The organism is Glutamicibacter sp. B1 (assembly GCF_039602135.1).
Taxonomy (GTDB): domain Bacteria; phylum Actinomycetota; class Actinomycetes; order Actinomycetales; family Micrococcaceae; genus Glutamicibacter; species Glutamicibacter ectropisis.
In genome coordinates, this window is the sequence record NZ_CP125942.1 from 247,996 (window position 1) to 265,886 (window position 17,891).

At 56.0% G+C, this 17,891-nt stretch carries 12 protein-coding genes and 4 pseudogenes; 6 read left to right on the forward strand and 10 right to left on the reverse strand.

Going from position 1 to position 17,891, the window contains the following annotated elements; genetic code table 11:
* Positions 1-8: 8 nt before the first annotated feature.
* The gene (gene xylB, locus QMQ05_RS01215; protein WP_345472319.1) at positions 9-1,436 is read right to left on the reverse strand and encodes a xylulokinase; all 1,428 of its coding nucleotides are present in this window, start codon (positions 1,434-1,436) and stop codon (positions 9-11) included.
* 35 nt (positions 1,437-1,471) lie between these two features.
* Positions 1,472-2,659, reverse strand: a complete 1,188-nt coding sequence (xylA, locus tag QMQ05_RS01220) for a xylose isomerase (protein ID WP_345472321.1) — start codon at positions 2,657-2,659, stop codon at positions 1,472-1,474.
* A gap of 132 nt (positions 2,660-2,791) precedes the next feature.
* On the opposite strand from xylA, the gene QMQ05_RS01225 reads away from it, so the two are divergent.
* Positions 2,792-4,027 (forward strand): ROK family transcriptional regulator, encoded by a 1,236-nt coding sequence (locus QMQ05_RS01225; protein ID WP_345472323.1) that lies wholly within the window; start codon positions 2,792-2,794, stop codon positions 4,025-4,027.
* Here QMQ05_RS01225 and QMQ05_RS01230 read toward each other — a convergent pair.
* On the reverse strand, positions 4,024-4,251 hold the full coding sequence (locus QMQ05_RS01230; protein ID WP_345472325.1) for a GyrI-like domain-containing protein: 228 nt from the start codon (positions 4,249-4,251) through the stop codon (positions 4,024-4,026). The two genes, QMQ05_RS01225 and QMQ05_RS01230, sit on opposite strands and share 4 nt — an antisense overlap.
* Positions 4,252-4,461: 210 nt before the next feature.
* Positions 4,462-5,324: pseudogene (locus QMQ05_RS01235) on the reverse strand (IS110 family transposase); the annotation flags it as partial.
* Positions 5,325-5,737: 413 nt separating this feature from the next.
* Here QMQ05_RS01235 and QMQ05_RS01240 point away from each other — a divergent pair.
* Positions 5,738-6,664, forward strand: a pseudogene (locus tag QMQ05_RS01240) (transposase); the annotation flags it as partial.
* Between the two features lie 183 nt (positions 6,665-6,847).
* Entirely contained in the window at positions 6,848-7,474 is a 627-nt protein-coding gene (locus QMQ05_RS01245) for a MarR family winged helix-turn-helix transcriptional regulator (RefSeq protein ID WP_345472327.1), read from the forward strand.
* Here the strand turns inward: QMQ05_RS01245 and QMQ05_RS01250 are convergent.
* The gene (locus QMQ05_RS01250; RefSeq protein WP_345474591.1) at positions 7,471-8,118 is read right to left on the reverse strand and encodes a DUF2867 domain-containing protein; all 648 of its coding nucleotides are present in this window, start codon (positions 8,116-8,118) and stop codon (positions 7,471-7,473) included. The genes QMQ05_RS01245 and QMQ05_RS01250 overlap by 4 nt on opposite strands.
* Positions 8,113-8,565 (reverse strand): annotated as a pseudogene (locus QMQ05_RS01255) (deoxyribodipyrimidine photo-lyase); the annotation flags it as partial. The gene QMQ05_RS01250 and the pseudogene QMQ05_RS01255, both read right to left, overlap by 6 nt.
* Before the next feature lie 214 nt (positions 8,566-8,779).
* Between QMQ05_RS01255 and QMQ05_RS01260 the strand changes: the two are divergent.
* Together QMQ05_RS01260 and QMQ05_RS01265 are read left to right on the forward strand one after the other, a co-directional pair.
* Complete coding sequence (locus QMQ05_RS01260) at positions 8,780-9,901, forward strand: ferrochelatase (protein WP_345472329.1); 1,122 nt, start codon at positions 8,780-8,782, stop codon at positions 9,899-9,901.
* A gap of 2,018 nt (positions 9,902-11,919) precedes the next feature.
* Complete coding sequence (locus tag QMQ05_RS01265; RefSeq protein ID WP_022875364.1) at positions 11,920-13,209, forward strand: adenylosuccinate synthase; 1,290 nt, start codon at positions 11,920-11,922, stop codon at positions 13,207-13,209.
* A 139-nt stretch (positions 13,210-13,348) separates the two neighbouring features.
* Here the strand turns inward: QMQ05_RS01265 and QMQ05_RS01270 are convergent, their stop codons facing one another.
* The 3 genes from QMQ05_RS01270 to QMQ05_RS01280 form a co-directional block, all read right to left on the reverse strand.
* Positions 13,349-13,765, reverse strand: a complete 417-nt coding sequence (locus QMQ05_RS01270) for a riboflavin kinase (protein WP_345472333.1) — start codon at positions 13,763-13,765, stop codon at positions 13,349-13,351.
* Between the two features lie 305 nt (positions 13,766-14,070).
* Positions 14,071-15,036 carry a quinone oxidoreductase family protein gene (locus tag QMQ05_RS01275; RefSeq protein ID WP_345472335.1) on the reverse strand — a complete coding sequence of 322 codons (966 nt, stop codon included), beginning with the start codon at positions 15,034-15,036 and terminating at the stop codon, positions 14,071-14,073.
* Between the two features lie 372 nt (positions 15,037-15,408).
* Positions 15,409-16,104, reverse strand: coding sequence for an NAD(P)H-dependent oxidoreductase (locus QMQ05_RS01280; RefSeq protein WP_345472337.1), 696 nt, complete (start codon positions 16,102-16,104; stop codon positions 15,409-15,411).
* 205 nt (positions 16,105-16,309) lie between these two features.
* Here QMQ05_RS01280 and QMQ05_RS01285 point away from each other — a divergent pair.
* Positions 16,310-16,705, forward strand: a pseudogene (locus QMQ05_RS01285) (IS5/IS1182 family transposase); the annotation flags it as partial.
* Between the two features lie 126 nt (positions 16,706-16,831).
* Here the strand turns inward: QMQ05_RS01285 and QMQ05_RS01290 are convergent.
* Positions 16,832-17,881, reverse strand: coding sequence for a proline racemase family protein (locus QMQ05_RS01290; RefSeq protein WP_345472339.1), 1,050 nt, complete (start codon positions 17,879-17,881; stop codon positions 16,832-16,834).
* Between the last annotated feature and the right edge of the window lie 10 nt (positions 17,882-17,891).

Here is a 17,891-nt window from a genome sequence, read left to right on the forward strand (position 1 = left end):
GCTTGTCCTTACTTCTCTAGCCACTGGCTGGAAACCAGCGAACGGTAACGTTCTAAAACCTGAGGGGTTGCTTCTGCGGCAGGCGCTTCAATGGATTCCTGAACCCACTGCGGGAACTGGCCGGTCAACACCCCGGCAGCCTGTCGGGCTGCACCATCGGCCACATATTCACCCGGAGCCGGAACAATGATTGGCAAGTCCAATATTTGGGCCGCAATCTGTTGCACCGCACGGGACTGCGCTCCGCCACCAACCAAGATAATGCGTTGAGCCTGCACACCTTGTGATTCCAAGGCACGCAGCCCATCAGCCAGCGAGCAGACCACCGCTTCTACGGCGCTTCGTGCCACATTGGGTGCGGTGTAATTGGCCCGGGTAATTCCGTGCAACGAACCGGTGGCATCTGGCAGATTCGGGGTGCGCTCGCCGTCAAAGTAGGGCAGTAGGGTCAGGCCCTCGGAGCCCGGTTCGGCAGTCAACGCGAGGTCGTTCAGTTCTTCAAGGCTTACCTGCAACAGGTTGGCGGTGGCATCAAAAACTCGGGTGGCGTTTAAGGTGCACACCAGCGGGAGATAGTTGCCAGTGGCATCGGCAAATCCGGCGACCAGCCCACTGGTGTCTGCGCTGGGAACATCGGCAACGGCGAACACTGTGCCAGAGGTGCCCAAAGACATCACCACATCTCCCACGGTGGCGCCAACACCTAAACCGGCCGCAGCATTATCGCCCGCGCCGGGAGAAATCAGCGCACCAGAAGGGGTGCGGCCAATGGATTCCAGCGGGCCAGCCACGGTGGGAAGAACAGGGGCGTGCCCCAAATGCTGTTCCAGAGCTGCGAGATCATAAGCGCTTTCAGTTGCGCGATAATAGCCGGTGCCCGAGGCGTCGGAGCGGTCGGTGTACAGGGAGGCTAAACCTTTGGTGCCACTGCCCGGACCGTACCCGGCTAAACGCCAGGACAGCCAGTCATGCGGCAGGCAGACCGCGGCGACCTTAGCTGCGTTTTCTGGTTCGTTGTCTTTGAGCCACCGCAGCTTGGTCAGAGTGATCGAGGAGACCGGCAGGGTGCCGGTGCGGTGTGCCCAGTAGGCGGCCCCGGCCTCGCTATCGCCGTCACCGGCCTCGGCGATGATCTCGCGGGCCGCCTGCGCGCTGCGGGTATCGTTCCACAGCAGTGCAGGTCGGATCACCGTACCGGTGGCATCTAAGACCACCATGCCATGCTGTTGCCCGCCCACCGAGATCGCAGCCACATCTTCCAGACCACCTGCCTGGGTAATCGCCTCTTGTAGGGCGCTCCACCAGAACTCCGGGTCAACTTCGGTGCCCTCCGGGTGGCTGGCCCGCCCGGAGCGGATCAGCATTCCGGTGTCGGCGTCGCGGATGACCACCTTGCAGGACTGGGTGGAGGAGTCAATTCCGGCTACAAGCGTCATTGAATGTGGCTGCTTTCTTCGGTGAACTAGGTGTTTTAGCGTGAGCCGAGCAGGTGCTCGATGGCCAGCTGGTTCAGGCGAATGAAGGCGAAGTTGCGCTGGGCGGCAGCCTCAGCGTCAAAGCCCGCGAAGCTTGCTGAATCGTTCAGCAGATCCGCTGCGCTTTCCCCGTCGTTGAGGGTGGTTTCGCCTAGTTCAAAAATGCCCGAGGTCTTCATGGCTTCCTGGACTTCTGGATCCGCGCGGAAGGCCAGGGCGCGTTCCTTGAGCAACAGGTACATGGACATGTTGGCCTTGGCCGATTCCCACACGCCGTCGTAGCTATCGGTGCGTGATGGTTTGTAGTCGAAGTGGCGTGGTCCGGTGTACTTTGGTCCGCCGTTAGGGAAGCCGTTCTCCAGCAGGTCAACGGTGAAGAAAGCACTGGTCAAGTCGCCATGGCCAAAGACTAGGTCTTGGTCGTACTTGATGCCGCGCTGTCCATTGAGGTCAATGTGGAAGAGCTTTTCGGCCCACAGTGCCTGGGCGATGCCATGGGTGAAATTCAGGCCTGCCATTTGCTCGTGGCCGGTTTCGGGGTTCAGGCCAACGATGTCGCCGTGCTCGAGCTGCTCGATGAATGCCAGGCCGTGGCCGACGGTGGGCAAGAAGATGTCGCCTCGTGGTTCATTGGGCTTTGGTTCCAGCGCGATGCGCAGGTTATAGCCCTTGTCCTTGATGTAGCCAGCTGCGGTATCCACGCCTTCGCGCATACGGTTCAGTGCTGCGGCCAGATCCTTGGATCCGTCGTATTCGCTGCCTTCACGGCCGCCCCACATGACGAAGGTTTCGGCGCCCATTTCTGCTGCCAAGTCGATGTTGTGCAGCACCTTGGCCAGTGCGAAGCGGCGAATCGAACGGTCGTTGGAGGTGAAACCGCCGTCCTTGAAGACCGGGTGGCTGAACAGGTTGGTGGTCACCATGGGGACCTTCAGTCCGGTCTCTTCCAGGGCTGCGCGGAAGTCAGCCAGGATCTTTTCGCGTTCTGCCTCGGTGGCGTCAAAAGGAATCAGGTCGTTGTCGTGGAAGGTGATGCCGTAGGCGCCGAGTTCGGCCAGCTTGTTCACGGCTTCTACCGGGTCCAGGTTCTTGCGGGTGGCGACGCCGAAAGGATCGGCACCGGTCCATCCAACGGTCCAGAGGCCAAAGGTGAAGTGGTCTGCAGGGGTCGGGGTAACGCTCATGGTGATACATCCTTGGATCGTTCGGGGTGGCTCATGCCATTTAGTTTATGTCCTAAACTATATGGGCGCTCATGCGCTAGAGTCAATAGAGAGCAGTCCAAAAACATTCCAGAAAATTTCCAAGGAGAGGCCATGCGCCAACCAGTGACGACCGCCCGAGCCGCAACACCTTCGGCCCCGGGCAGCGTCGGCGACGTGCGCAAAGCCAACCTGGTCAGGGTCCTGTCCGTAATTGCTGCCGCAACAGAAGACCAACGATTATCCCGGGCTGATATTGCCCAACTGAGCCAACTCACCAAGGCCTCGGTCTCCAGCCTGGTCGCTGACCTGTTGGCTGCCGGACTGGTCATTGAAATTGGCGTGCACCGCGACGGGGAGCGCGGGCGGCCCTCGGTGGGGCTGATCTTAAACCCCACCCGCTGTGTCATGGGCATGGAAATCAACGTTGACTACATTGCCGCCGGCCTCGTTGACCTCAACGGCAAACTGCTGGCACATGAAATCCTGCCCCGCACCAACCACGGATCAACGGCCAGCGAAGTGCTCACGGCGCTGGGCGAACTTAGCCAAACTCTTCAAGAAGCTGCCCGTAGCCAAGGACTCATGATCCTCGGTGGGGGATTGGCCGTTCCCGGCTTGGTTCAAGAAGACCATTTCACAGTCCTGCAGGCTCCTAACCTCGGTTGGGTGGAGCAAAACCTTGATGTGGCAGCGCTATTGCCTGAACCCAAAACCCGGTTCCGGCTCTTTAACGAAGCCAACGCCTCAGCACTGGCCCAACAGCAATTGATGGATGGCCAAGAACGAGACTTCCTCTTCATCTCAGGGGAAGTCGGCATTGGTGGCGGACTGATCATTGACGCAGAACTCTTTATCGGCCCCCAAGGGCACGCCGGTGAACTCGGCCATGTGGTGATCGAACCCGATGGCAAAAAATGTAGTTGCGGCGGTCGGGGGTGTTTGGAAACCATTGCCGGACAGGAAGCCATCTTGGCCACAGCCGGACTTGGCGATGGCACGGATAGTGCATCGCGCCAAGAACGAATTAGCCAGCTCTACCAAGCACTGCAAAGTGGAACCGAAGTTGCCGTGAACGCAGTAGCCGAGGCCGGAAAATCCCTAGGGATTGCAGTGACCTCGGCCCTGCGCCTCTATAACGTATCCACCGTCGTCTTTGGCGGTCACTTTGCCGCGTTAGAGCAGTGGCTACGTCCTGCCATGGAATCCAGCCTCCAAGATCACGCTCCGAGTATCGCCGACCAAGCACGGTTGCTGCGCTCGCCCTTGGGGCAAACCGGAGCGTTGGTCGGAGCCGCACGTAGCGTGGTAGGGGACTTGCTGGAAGCCCCCTACCAGCTGGTGGACTAGGCAGCGCTGACCGGCTGCTGAAGTTCGGTCACCCAATCCGCCTGGTCGTCGGACTCAGAACGTACGTAGACCTCGCGGCAGGGGCCGGTCGGAACCAAGCCACGGGCCAAGACTTCCTCGTGCAATGCCTGCCAGCTTTCATGGATGGTATCCATGGCTCCAAGGTGCACCCCACAGATCGCTTCGGGTACTGCGGGAAGCTCGATAATTTCTATATTTTCCATTCCCGGAGCGCTAATGGTGCATCCTAGCAATGACCTCAATGCAGTCCTCGATTCCGTTGTATTGCGTGATGGGTGAGACAAGGTTTTAGGCCAACAAGGCTTGTGCGACTCTGCCGAAGAGTGGACCGATGTGGCCAGTATTTTCAGGTTGATCATCGGCTGTAAATCTGGCTTTGACTAGATGCAATGATAGCAGTGGCTGCAGAGCTAGGCAATGATAACCGCGGCCATCCTGGTTACGAACCTTGGTATGGTACAGGGGTCACGTATAGAGGGTGATCCTCCACTAAAGTTTCAAATTTCTTGGCCATGCGCGCGCTGGGCGTGCAATTAGATCAGTTGCCGGGACAAAACGGAATGATTAAAACGGTGGCATCGGTGCCGACCACGACGATGGTGCGCTCATCTAGGGCGTCAAGGATGGCTGAGGCCCACTCGGTGTATCGGCGAGCACCGTGCTTCTTGAGCCCCGCATCGATCCAGCCTCTGCCGGCATGCTTCATCGCAGCTAGATGAGGCAGACGGCAAGGACTACGAACACGGTGTCATAGTCTAGTCAGTGGCCTAGGACTCGCTCCAAGGAAGAGCGGATCTAGGTGAATAACCCGCGGATTCTGTTGCTGGTTTGCATGATCTGGCGGTCTCGGTCTAGCTCAAAGTCTGTGAGTTTTCCCAGAGCGGCTTTGTCCTTATCTGAGGTTAGGATGCTGTGCAACGTGTGCGGCAAGTTGCGGGCCGCGTCAGCGATGATGAATGCATCCCTTTCCTGTGTTTTCGCCGTTCCAGGATACATATCTGCGATACGTCGCATCGAAATTCCGGGCAGGTAAGCCACCGGGGTATCGAGGTGCTGGACGAAGGCAACAGCCAGCGCATCGATAGTGGATGGCTAATCCACGACGACTAGCACCGTACCTTTCGCGATGAGGTTCTGGTAGACCGAGACCAGTTTGTCTTCGTCTTAGGGCAGGGTCTTGTTCAAGATTCTGGTGCCGTCTTTGGTGACGGCGCAGGCCCAGTGGTCTTTTTCCCACGTCGAGTCTAAGGAAAATGGCTGCTTCTGAAGTGATCATGACTAGTGCTCCTTTGAACTAGTTCCTGTCCAAAGTCGAGCAACCGCAGGTAGCAAAGGCTTACATCCACGTTATGACAGGCGTCCATTTTCGGCGTCGCGCCACGAATAACAATTGCCTCGCTGCCATCCCATCCACGGTGGCAACACCCCTGTGAGTATTGAAGTGGCTGGTCTGCGACTAGCGGGCAGGGTAGGTTCTGGTTAACTCGTCTCGACTGTGACTCAACACCCCTCGGCGATCTTGCGGCCTTGGATCCGAATCGTCCAGTCGCTACAGAGGGACCAGCGCCGACCTTGTCCGCTTCGATGGCTTGATTAGAAGATTGCCCGATACAGGTGTTGTGGCTCATCACAGGAAAGCCTCGCGAGTGAACATCGCCGGCTTATCGGCCCATCTGAACGCAGCGGGTAGGAGCGAAAAGTTTTCCTAATTCTCTTGCTGGCGGTAAACGTGCGATGACGTGGGTCAATCGAAGAGCTCAGGATGAAATCCGCGTACTTTGGGTTGTCGAGGGCATCAGTAGCTTTGGGGTATTCTTAGCCGGTTCGGTGTCCAAGAGTGGCTATCGTATGATAGAAGCGCCTCGCAGGTATGCCCCTGCGGCCTTACCGTTTATGGAGCCTGAACTGAGGAATCCGAGGCAAGGCGATGGAATTCGGACAGCATTGAATGTTCTGACCGGGGCACGAAAACAGATGATTCTGGAACGGACGTCAAAAATCAATGTGCTCACTGCTCTCTTGTGGATCGTTGGATTTGGGAATCGATGCACGGACACCACTGAGTGAACCACAGATCGTCAAGGTTTCTTCATGGCGTGGGCGCGTTGAAGGGATCGATTTGTCATTGCTCGTGCTGAGGCTGAACGGATGGCGAAACATGTGCTCGAGCTCAATGCTGATCTCAAAGATAACTACGAGAAGATCACGGAACTGATCGAATCAAGTACTGCTGCTCCACTACTTGAGGTTACCGGTGCCGGACCTGTGATTGAAGCAGTCGTTTGTGGCGGATGGGCGCACCTTGGCCGGGTGCGTACCGAAGCCGCATTTGCCGCGTTGGCTGGTGTTGATCTTATTACTGCTTCATCTGGCGATGTTGAGCGACTTCGATTGAATCGTGGTGGTGGTCCTCGGCTGAACAGCGCCTTGCATATGGCTACTATCGTGAGAACGATTCACGATCCAGACACTCGTACTTATGCAGAACGGAGAAAGTCTGAAGGCAAATCGTCGCGTGAAGTTCGGAGAATTCTGAAAAGGTACTTCGCCAGGCCCCTGTATCGCTTACTAATCGCATCTCACTCATTGCCGGACGGCCCAATTTCGGCTTGTTGAGAGACATAGAAAATTGGGATCATTGGTTAGACAGGAGCAAGACGCAATACCGAGGCTGGGCGGCCCACAGTCTTTATGATCCTCTTTTAGAGATTGTCAAAGAGATAAAGGGGCGGATACTGGTTGGAGTTGTTTCTGCATGTAGCTCATGATAGCCAGAAGCTCCCGCGTGGTGGATCGGCTATGATTGTCGCAGTCAGCGAGCCATGCTCGAATAACGCGAGCACCCGAGGGGGAATCATGGAGGACCAGGTGTTTTCCGGCATGTTCAGCTTGGCATCCTCGGATCCAGAAGGACACCTGATCAACCCTGCCGGATTGAAGCCTGAGGATCTGACTCAGATTGATCAGATCATGCAAGAGCTCTCCCGCATGCGCGGCATTGAGCGCAAGATCATGCGCAGTACTCAGCGTTTTATGAACCTGAATGAGACGGATATGCGAGCTATCCGTAAGGTGATCTCCTCGACCTATGCGGGTAAAGCAGTCACGGCAGGCGAACTTGCCCGCTACCTAGGAATATCCAGCGCTTCGGTGACCAAGATGCTCGACCGGTTGGAGGCAGGCAAGCACGTCATTCGAAAGCCACATCCCACCGACCGCCGTTCCCAGTGTGTTGAGGTCACCGAAGAAACCCATCAGGCAGCCCGGGAGCAGGTCGGACGTCATCACGCTCAACGCTTTGAGGTTCTGCGTTCGTTCAGCCAAAGTGAACGGGAGATAATCATCCGATTCCTCTCCGGCACCTCGCAGGCGATGGAAGCCAGTTTGGATTCGGCCTCGCAGAACAACGAATCTTCAGGCAGCTAGGACTGGACGGCTTCCGCCTGGCGAATGATATTTCGGATCATCCCAGTAAATACCAAACCATGGAACGGGTAGACAGCCCACCAATAACAGCGTCCAAGCAGCCCCTCGGGAAAGAACACTGCCCTTTGGATTAGCTCAATTTTGCCTTCCGGGATCTTGCTTACTTTGAATTCAAGCCAGGCTTGTCCGGGCACCCGCATTTCTGCGCGAAGCCTTAACAGTGAGTTGGATTCAAGCGCTTCCACCCTCCACCAGTCGACAACGTCCCCTAGGGAGAGCTGGCTGCGGGACCGCCGCCCACGGCGAAGTCCCACTCCGCCGCTGACCTTATCCATTAGTCCACGCAGTTTCCACAACAACGGCCATCCAAAATAGCCTGTCTCACCGCCGATTCTACGAACCACGGTATTGACCTGTTCTGCCGAAGCAATAAGCAGCTCTAGACGATCGTAAACTGCATTCTCGCCAGGCTCCCAGGCTTCTTCCAAACCACGTGCCCAATTCGGTGAATGTGGAAGCAGCTGCCAAGACGCCAGATCCTCACTGGCCGGCAGATTCCCCTGCGGGTAACTCTGCGCCTCAGGTGCTGGCAGTGGTTTGCGGATGTTCTGCTCAAGAAGGCGGTTATAGAACGGGGTAAACACCTTGTAGCCAGTTCCACCGACGGTTTGTATTTCCCACGGTTCTTTGAGCAGAAAGCCGCAGTAGCTATGTGCCTGAATCCCACTCTCACCCATTTGTTCTTTGATTCGAGCATCGACTGCTATTTCCGAAGGCGAGTAGCGACGGTTCCAACGGACCGAAGAAATAGAGGCTTCCTTTTGAAGCTTCCGGAAAACCTATTGAGGATCTCCTGAGCGCAGTATCAGCGGGACACCGAGCTCCCGCAACTGAGCCGCCATAGATTTCAATGCATGGTGCAGCCACCATTTTGCAGCGCCCCCAAGTTCGCGGATTCCCGCTGACTCTGTATCGAGAATGTAGAGGGCCCAAGCCTCCCCCTGTTTCATTCCTTCAAATAAAGCCGGGTTGTCGTTGATTCGAAGATCGTCACGAAGCCAGACTAGTTCTACGGGAGATGCAGATTGCATAGGTGAAGCACTTCCTTTTCAACTACCAAGCCGTCCACCAGTTCGGTGCTTGGAATATGAACTTTTCTACCAATGAGAAGCGTTGCACTGGATAAACCTGATCATTAGCAGTGAACTGAGAACGCAATGAATTTATCTAGCTAGGCTAGCATTAAGCTAGTCTAAGATTAGATCTTAGTAGTGCCCTACCCAAACAAAAACTCAAGGATGCGACGTGAACGTAGATCTCTCACCGTTCGATGCGATGATTCTGATGTCCTTCGGAGGCCCGGAACAAGAGGCAGATGTGTTGCCCTTCCTCCAAAATGTGACAGCCGGCCGCGGAATTCCTGACGAGCGGCTCAAAGAAGTCGGGGAGCACTACTACCAATTTGGTGGCCGCTCTCCCATTAATGAACAAAATAAAAGCCTGCTGGAAGCATTGCGTCGCGAGCTGGAGCTCCGAGGAATCACTACTCCGCTGTTCTGGGGCAATCGCAATTGGAAACCATTTCTTACCGATGCAGTGCGCAATGAACATCAGCGCTCAGGAGCTCAGAAGTTCCTGGCTATCGATACTTCGGCATATTCCTCGTATTCTTCATGCCGTCAGTACCGCGAGGATTTCGCAACAGCTCAGACTCAGCTGTTCGCAGAAGGCATCCACGTTGAGTTCGATAAAGTCCGCCAATATTACAATCATCCGGGATTTGCTCAGGCACAGCTTGACTGCGTCCGTGAAGCCTTAGAAAAGTATCGCTCGCAGGCAGGTTCTTTGAACCCCAGTGCATTCCGCATACTGTACGTCACCCACTCCATCCCCAGCGCGATGCAGCAAAACTCCGAACGCCACACCAACGGCTACCAGGCGCAGCACGAAGAACTGATTGACTGGATCGGCACACAGCTGGAACCGGTCTATGGCTCGTTTAGAAGCGAGCTAGTTTATTGTTCCCGCTCCGGGTCGCCACGAACCCCCTGGTTGGAACCGGACATCAACGATCGTTTGAGGGAACTGTCCCAGGATGGAGTTGACGGGGTTGTCGTCGTTCCCATCGGCTTCGTTTCAGACCATATGGAGGTCAAATACGACCTCGACACTGAAGCATTCCAAACGGCCAAAGATCTACAGATGAACTTTGTACGCGCAGCCACGGTGGGAACTCACCCTAAATTCGTTTCAGGGCTCATCGACCTAGCTCTAGAACGCGCAGCACAGGTACGTAACAGCGTAGAACGAATCGAGGAAGCAGTAGTAATTGGCAGCGCGCTCTCCTCAGGCAGCGGCGCCTGCTCGCGCAACTGCTGTGAGGGCGGCAGGAAGGTGCCCACGCAGCCGAATTGGCCTACTTGCTGATGCTGGTCAGAGGCCTCGGTAAGCGTGGCCTGCTAGGGTTTTCGGATCTGCGTAAGTGCACTGATGGGCCCGCTCGAACAAGCTGGCAGGTTGGCCTGATAGTTCCACGTTGCTTTCGCTCAGCAGGAAGATTCTCAACTGTGTGGCTGGACGGGACACCTTACGACTACATGCAAGGCGATTCCTAGAACTGCACTGTAAATCAACCTTAGCTCGATTAGGTTCAAGTGTCTCGTTGGTTGTCTCAAACCAAGGTTCCAGTGGTGCCGGAGGCAGTGCTGACGCGTATTCTTCCATTCGATGCCCTGTGCTAGACAGTGGTTGAAGGGAATCTATACAGCCGCGGGTTTCACTATTAGTTGGTAGTCTCCCCAGTTTCCGCTCCGCGAAGACTTGGAGCACCGGTGAATTTACTATTCCAAACTCAGTCTTGTGCACAAATCTCAAAGCCACTGACTATTGTAGATTCATGCCAGCTGTTGGGGTGTACCATCTGCATCGAGTAGTACTACCCGTCACCGGCTAGGGCAGTCAGCCTGAGACTGAACGCAACTGCCTAAGCCAGTTGCTGTCGATGCTGTAGCTGACAAGTCAAGGACCGTGAAAAAGCTGCAGCCCACCGCGACCTCCCCTGTAGAAATAGTGGCCAGCAAGCTGCGTCTGTTCGCGCAGGAATGCACCGTCCTATTGTCCCTGATTTGTTAGAGCCTGCCACCGCTACAAGGACCGCGCCCCGCCTTTGTGGGCGGCAAGCGTCGCCTCGTCTCCTGTTCGCGCACCGAAAAGAGCCGGGCTGATGTAGCTGTGCCGCCCAGTTTGTGGCTCTGCCGGCAGTCGCAATAATGGCACCAAACTCAGCGCTACTCATAAATGTGACCCGGCGACTTCAACACTGTTACCCGGTTTCACTGAGAAAATACCTCTAGGGAACGATGCGCTGGGTTGGGCTGAATCTGCCCCGAAATGTGAAGTGCGGGAGGCTCAAATGGACTGTGCTTAGCTGGAATTCGGGGCAAAGTCCACCGGCAGAAGCGGAAGACGATCAGCTGGAGCCATCTAGCCGAGTATTCGAGTGCTGCGCTGACAGAGGATCTTAGCGCCTCAAATATCATCGTTCCTGCCTTCAACCTGCTTGCGCATTGCAGGTCGTTGGTATGTGTTCGAACGCACGCTGACTGCATCTGCGGTTCCTCGGGCAGCGCCTGGCGCGTGAATTCATATTCTACAGTGCCTACTCCCTGGTACCGAGTGCGACACTTGCTCCCGAGCTCGTCCCCGCTGCTGCATGGGGAGTGCAAACGGGTTCGAGCGGGGGCAAAGTTCCCTAATCCACTGATGCTGACACGGCGTCGATCATTACTAACGGAACAACCACGTCTATTGGTAGGGGCCCTGTTTGGGGCTAACTCGCAGTAGCCTCGATCGGAGCTGACGCCGTCGGTTACTCCCGAGGTATCCGCACCATCAAATTCTCGGATCGGTCATTTTATCTACAGAAGTCGGTAAACGGTGGTTTCTATTTTAGAGTGGTGACCGAAAATAGTTATGGGAGCGAATTGCGTGCTGTCTCTAGAATCGTCACGGAGCATTGGATATATTCGCCTGATGCAAACCTTCAGAAATAGGAGTGTCTCCGACGGTACGTGTGGATAGCGCGAATTGGTGTCCTTCGGTGCTGGCTCCGCAATCCACCACCAAGTTGTGATCGTTGCCATCGGCATGCTAGCGATGCCTGCACCTGTTGGATCTGAAGTTAACGGTAAGAGAGACAGGAAGGCGACAGCAAGATACCTTCTGCGCCAGAAAATCATTGATATCCATGATTAAGCTCGACTTCGTGACGTACAGCTCGAGATTCGCTAATCGTTTCGGTAAACTTTGGTCGTAAGAGCCCCTAACTCTTGCAACGGACCTCCGGGTTTTAGTGCGCAGGACAGGGGCATATTTTTTGCCCGGCACCGTGCCGGGACGGCGCTAAGCACGCCGCAACCGCTGCTTTAAGCAAGGGGGAGGATCCCATGCCAGCAATCGTGATCGTCGGAGCCCAATGGGGCGATGAGGGTAAAGGAAAAGCTACCGATCTACTCGGTGGCAAGGTCGACTATGTGGTCAAGCCAAACGGCGGCAACAACGCCGGGCACACCGTAGTCGTCGGCGGAGAGAAGTACGAGCTAAAGCTCCTTCCAGCCGGCATCCTTTCCCCGAACGCCACTCCGATTATCGGCAATGGCTGCGTGGTGAACCTTGAAGCCCTCTTTGATGAAATCGACGGCCTAGAATCCCGCGGCGCCGACACCTCGAAGCTGCGCGTTTCCGCCAATGCCCACCTGGTGGCCCCGTACCACCAGACCATGGACAAGGTCACCGAACGCTTCCTGGGCAAGCGGGCCATCGGCACCACCGGCCGCGGCATCGGCCCGGCCTACATGGATAAGGTCGGACGCCTAGGCATCCGCGTGCAGGACGTCTTCGACGAGTCCATCCTGCGCCAGAAGGTCGAAGGTGCACTGCGCCAGAAGAACGAACTGCTGGTCAAGATCTACAACCGCCGCAGCGTCGAGGTTGAGGAAATTGTTTCGTACTTCCTGTCCTACGCTGAGCGTCTGCGCCCACTGGTCATCGACTCCACCTACGAGCTGAACAAGGCTCTGGATGAGGACAAGGTGGTACTGATGGAAGGCGGTCAGGCGACCTTCCTGGACGTGGACCACGGCACCTACCCATTCGTGACTTCCTCCAACCCAACCGCTGGCGGCGCGTCGGTAGGCTCGGGCATTGGCCCGACCCGCATTACTCGCTCCATCGGTATAATCAAGGCCTACACCACTCGTGTGGGTGCTGGTCCGTTCCCGACCGAGCTCTTCGATGAGATGGGTATTTACCTGCAGAAGACCGGTGGCGAGTTCGGCGTGAACACCGGTCGTCCACGTCGTTGCGGTTGGTACGATGCGGTTCTAGCTCGCCACGCTTCGCGCGTGAATGGCTTCACCGACTACTTCGTGACCAAGTTGGACGTGCTGACCAACATTGAGCAGATCCCAGTGTGCGTGGCTTATGACGTTGACGGTGTTCGCCACGATGAAATGCCAATGACTCAGACTGACTTCCACCATGCGAAGCCGATCTTCGAGTACTTCCCGGGCTGGACCGAGGATATTTCGGATGCCAAGACCATGGAAGATCTTCCGGAGAATGCCCGGAACTACATCCTGGCCTTGGAGAAGATCAGTGGCACTCGGATTTCCGCCATTGGTGTGGGTCCGGACCGCGATCAAACGATCGTGCGCCATGATCTGATTCAGGACTAATTTTTAGTTTCTAAGAAGCCACTGCAGTTCAACGAGAGTTGAACCGCAGTGGCTTCTTGCCGTCATTGCGACGGATGACGGTAGTCCTTCTGCTGCTGAGCCCTGACGGTGGCAGAAAAGAACTGAGCATCGGTGCGATTCAGGCTGCGACGAGGCCTATCCACGGTAGCCGGATGAACTTTTCGCTGGGATCAGTTAACTCGCGCGTTATGCGTACGTCTTCGACGATCTGGGAGATGAGTTCACGGGAATTGTTGAAGCGTTGTTGGCCACGAATAAAGGTTGTCAGCTCAACGCTCATTACCTTGTCGTAGAGGTTGCCCTGGAAGTCTAGTATGTGGATTTCTGCTAGACGGTAGGCGTTGTCTGGGTAGTAGGTGGGGCGCCGTCCGATAGAAATGGACGCAGCGTGGCGGAGGCCGTCGACTTCAGCGTACCCTGCCCAAACGCCGTCCAGATGTTCACGGTCATCGATCCGTAGATTTGCAGTTGGGAATCCTATTTCTCGACCACGGGCGTCGCCATGCTCTACCGTGCCGTGAAGAATCTCGATCATGCCTCAGCCCTCCGTTGAGTTGTGTTCATTGTGTGAACGTTATGTTTATCTAGTGATCATTAGCATACTGAGGTTCAAATCACACCGTCAAGTGGGCTGGAGAACTTTTTGTTGAATTTCATTGATGGTGATCCGGACCTATGCAATTCAGAATGCCTCATCGAGTGCTGCGGTAGAACGCTCTGTCGACTTAAGGTGGCTGGGAAAGTCACTGCGCAAAGTGAGAATCCCACTGGAGGTAAATTAGAGATCGCGCCAATGGACTGGACGCCTTCCTCTGATTGGTTCCTGGTGCCGCTTGGGCCTTAAGGGATGAGAACTAGGGCGCCAGTGGTGCGCCGTGCTTGCAGATCCTCATGGGCCTGGGCAGTATCGGCTAATGCGTAACTTCCACCGATGTTGACACTGAGCTCGCCCTCTTGGATTCCGCGCAACACTGACTCGGCGCGCCAGAGCAGTTCGGTGCGATCGCGGGTGTAATCGCCGATGGTCGGGCGGGTGAGGAATAGGGATCCGGCGCGATTAAGATCCTGCGGATCCATGGGTGGTACTGCGCCACTGGCGGCTCCTAATAGCGCGACGGTACCGCGCACCCGCGTTGCTGCCAGCGAAGCACGGAAGGTGGCTGCCCCGACCCCGTCGTAGCTCACCGCGACTCCTTCGCCGCCGGTCAATTCGCGTACCTGCTCAGCGAGATCTGGACCGTAAATCAGCACGTGTGAGGCACCTGCGTCCGAAGATAAGGCAGCCTTTTGCTCATTGGAAACGGTGGTGATGATGGTGGCGCCGCGCGCTTTTGCCATCTGGGTTAACAGCAGTCCCACCCCGCCCGCACCCGCGTGAATGAGTACGTGGTCGTTTGGTTGGATGGCGTACGTTGAGTGCGATAAATAATGGGCTGTCATGCCTTGCGCCAGGCTGGAAGCGGCCAGCTGTGGATCCAAACCTTCTGGAACCTTGACTGCCGCCGCGGCCGGCACGGCCACTAACTCTGCGTAGGAGCCATGCGGCGCGGACCATGCGACGCGATCCCCGGTGGTTATATCGGAAACCTCGGAGCCTACCTGAACAACTACCCCAGAGGCTTCGTCGCCTGGGATGAATGGCAATTCTGTGGGGTAGGCGCCTTCTCGATAATAGGTGTCGATGAAATTGACGCCGATGGCTTCGGTGCGTACCAACACATCGGTAGGGGAAATGGCGGGTTCTGGCACGTCTGCTAAACGCAGTACTTCAGGCCCACCGAACTCGGTGATCTGGATTGCCTTCATGGCGCTACCTTTCGTTAAAGCACGGGAGGACAGATCCGGTGAAACGTGCGACGGTGCACTCTGTGTGGCGATCCGAAGCATGGTTAGACCCGAAAAATGAGGCGGCAGGTCGATGTGTCGCAGATGCGACACCGCCAGTATTCACAAGATCGATAGTTTCACCGAACCTGACTCCTGGGCGGTGCTTTTCGTCGAAAGCCCGCAAATACAGAATAGCTAGACAGTCAACAAATGACCATAGTATTCACTGAATGACTAAATGTTTCCTCTTGATATTGACGCTAGGAGCCGCCTATACTGCTGTTAGATCCCAATGTGCCGCCTTCTCTGCGTAGCGAAACAAGAAGACTGTGCCCGCTGCTCCAGCGCATATTAGCCGAGCGTGACCGAAGTTCCCTCGTTGAGCTTTTGGGCAATCAGGTGATCTTCTTTGGCGTTGCGTACAGGGTGGTCATCGCTTAGGAATTCCCGAGCCCAACGGGCGGCTTCTTTCAGCCCTTTATCTCGGTTGGGAGCGTTGTGATCACCTTCAATGTCAAAAATAAGATGGCTCTGAACATCTGTGATCCCGCAGTACGCGAACGTGCCTACATCTATCTGCGTGCGCATGGCTGCGTCATAGCCATACTTTGCGTAAGTTCGTTTCGTGGAGCCGGCAATCCCGAGCAAGAGAGTGGGGATGCTAGGAAGGAGCGAGGCGGGAAGATCTTGGGTGCCGCGATCTTCTACTCCAGTTCCAAACTGGTAGGCCCATCCACCGGTGAAGACGCGTTCGATCCACCCTTTCATCAGTGCGGGCATGCCCCACCAATACACGGGATAGATGAAGGCAAGCCGATCGGCGGCTTCAACTCTACGATGCATTTGCTGCACATCTTGTGGGACAGGGCCACCCCAGAAGTGGGCATGGTCTGCCTTAGTGAAGCGGGGGTCGAACTGCTCGTGGTGCAGGTCTAATACATCGACCGAGTACCCAGCATCGCGGAAAGGTTGCTGGAAGGCTTCAAGCACGGCGGTGGGGTATGAGCCAACTATGGGGTGGGCGAAAACTGCTAGTAGGTGTGACATCGTTGTCCTTGGTTGATGAGTTTTGTGAGTGAGTGCGTAGCAGGGTTGCGGCCGCCGACCTGGCAGAGGCGACAGCTTGAAGACCTGCATATGGTGCTGCCGCTACGGCCCATTCAAAGAGGACTTGAATCTGCAAGGGTATATCACCAGCGTCGCCAGCAATGTGGCGGTTTACGAGAGTGGTGACGAGCTCGCGAAGTTGTTGGTGATATCGAGCGATAATGTCGGCGATTTCCCGCTGCTACGCCTGATGTTGGAACGTCTTTCCCGTTTCGGCTACCAATTACCAGAGCAGATCAAGGTCCATTGGGATGCTGGGTACGGCAGCCACAAGACTCGTGATCTTCTCGCCGAGTTTGGATGCGACTGGGAGATCAGCTCCAAGGGTGAACCCCTGCAAGGTGGCGTGAGTTGGGTAGTGGAACGCGCGAACTCGTGGCACAATCGCGGGTTCAAGGAACTAGCGATTCGCACCGAACGCAAGGCTACGGTGATTGAGGCAATGATCAGCCTTGCGAACAGCATCATTGTGATCCACGGGTTGATCCGTCAAGCGTGGGTGACGCATCGGCGGGATTCACGGTCTAATCGAAAGTCATAAGATTCGGTGGTTCCCTAATGACGCGATTTCTTAGCCGCTAACATGGCTGCGCTTGCGCCGATTTGCTACCGCCACCTATTGCGTGAGTTGACCTAGGCGAGTGCGCAGCCTGACGCCCCGCAACTTCTACCAGATATCACCGATCGTGTATCCCTCCGGGAATGGGTCAGTGGAATCCAGTACGTATTTGCTATAGCCCGAAATCCAGCACTGTCCACCAACGGAGGGCACAATGGCCTTGTATCCGTGGAGTCCGACTTCTTCGATAACGGTTCCGGTAAACGTGATACCCAGTAGGCCCTCGTTCATTAATGTGTCACCCACAGCAAGTCGGCCTTTGGCGTATTCGACCGCCATGATGGCCGAGGTTCCGGTGCCGCAACAACCGCGGTCTAACGCCCCTGTCCACGTCTCCGGTCGGTTGAAATCAACTTCACCGGAAAGCATGACATTCGAGGTGCGAATATCACGATCCGGATTGGGTGACGGTTCATGCATGATGGAAACAGTGATCCCAACCCCGGGGAAGTCTGGATGCTCAACTGAGAGTTGTTCCTGCGCCGCGGTGGTGACTAGCGCAGAAATCTTGATGATTTCTTTGCCTGACTCAGGTATGAGTTTGAGTCCATCAAACTGGGTGGCATCGATGATCACATAGAACATGCCACCCCAGGCCACATCGACTCGTACCTGGCCCAGATGTGGAACGTTGATCTCTTGGTTGATATAGACGGGGAAGGAAGGGACATTGGTGAAGGTGACTTGGGTGGCTTTGCCGTCTTTGCATTCGGCGCTGATTGGTATCAGGCCCGCCGGTGCTTCGAGATTAAATTCGGTCACCGGCTCATGCATTTCAATCATGCCAGTCTCCAGAAGTGCGGTGGCCACGGCCAGTACGTTGCCACCGCTCATCATGGGGTATTCAGTCTGTTCCATGATGATGAATCCGGCCTTGGCTCGTGGATCCTTGGCGGGCACAATCAAGTTCGCACATAGGGCCGGCACGCCGCGTGGCTCGCGTAGCATCAGTTTTCGTAGCTGGTCGTCGTTTTCCTCCAGCCATCGGGTCATCTCATAGACCGAGTTTCCGGGGATGGTTGGCACACCACTGGTGATCACCCGTAAAGGGGCACCCTCGTGGACTTCTACGGCATCAAAAGTGCGTTTGATTCCCATGGCGATTCCT

Coding starts and splice junctions, on each gene's coding strand:
- xylB (WP_345472319.1), bottom strand. CDS start 1,436: ATGACGCTTGTAGCCGGAATTGACTCCTCCACCCAGTCCTGCAAGGTG.
- xylA (WP_345472321.1), bottom strand. CDS start 2,659: ATGAGCGTTACCCCGACCCCTGCAGACCACTTCACCTTTGGCCTCTGG.
- QMQ05_RS01225 (WP_345472323.1), top strand. CDS start 2,792: ATGCGCCAACCAGTGACGACCGCCCGAGCCGCAACACCTTCGGCCCCG.
- QMQ05_RS01230 (WP_345472325.1), bottom strand. CDS start 4,251: ATGGAAAATATAGAAATTATCGAGCTTCCCGCAGTACCCGAAGCGATC.
- QMQ05_RS01245 (WP_345472327.1), top strand. CDS start 6,848: ATGATTGTCGCAGTCAGCGAGCCATGCTCGAATAACGCGAGCACCCGA.
- QMQ05_RS01265 (WP_022875364.1), top strand. CDS start 11,920: ATGCCAGCAATCGTGATCGTCGGAGCCCAATGGGGCGATGAGGGTAAA.
- QMQ05_RS01270 (WP_345472333.1), bottom strand. CDS start 13,765: ATGATCGAGATTCTTCACGGCACGGTAGAGCATGGCGACGCCCGTGGT.
- QMQ05_RS01275 (WP_345472335.1), bottom strand. CDS start 15,036: ATGAAGGCAATCCAGATCACCGAGTTCGGTGGGCCTGAAGTACTGCGT.
- QMQ05_RS01280 (WP_345472337.1), bottom strand. CDS start 16,104: ATGTCACACCTACTAGCAGTTTTCGCCCACCCCATAGTTGGCTCATAC.
- QMQ05_RS01290 (WP_345472339.1), bottom strand. CDS start 17,881: ATGGGAATCAAACGCACTTTTGATGCCGTAGAAGTCCACGAGGGTGCC.